This is a genomic window from Mesorhizobium sp. M00.F.Ca.ET.216.01.1.1, assembly GCF_004010325.2.
In the GTDB taxonomy this organism is placed as follows: Bacteria; Pseudomonadota; Alphaproteobacteria; order Rhizobiales; family Rhizobiaceae; genus Mesorhizobium.
The window spans coordinates 1-281 of record NZ_SADR02000596.1 but is presented as its reverse complement, the minus strand read 5'-3'; the positions used below and the strand labels follow the sequence as shown (position 1 = coordinate 281).

At 59.8% G+C, this 281-nt stretch carries 1 protein-coding gene; it reads right to left on the bottom strand.

The annotated features are described in order from the left end of the window. Positions 1–281 (bottom strand): KUP/HAK/KT family potassium transporter (locus tag EN859_RS37585; RefSeq protein WP_189502612.1); only part of this gene is annotated, 281 nt, incomplete at both ends.

Genomic DNA, 281 nt, shown 5'->3' with positions numbered 1-281 from the left:
GTAGTGCTTGAGGCTGTGCATCAGCGCCGTTGGCGCGCTGAGCGGATCGCTGGTCAGGAACACCGCCGTGCCCGACACCAATTGTGGTTTTTTCTTCAGAAGGTTAGCCGCCAGGAAGTCGAGCGGGATCTCGTTGCGGCGGGTCTTGTCGAACAGGTAGCGGCTGCCCCTTATCCAGGTCGACATGATCAGTCCCATGACGCAGGCGACCGTGATCGAAACCCAGCCGCCCTCGACGATCTTGACCACGTTGGCGGAGAAGAAGCCCAAATCGATTGTGC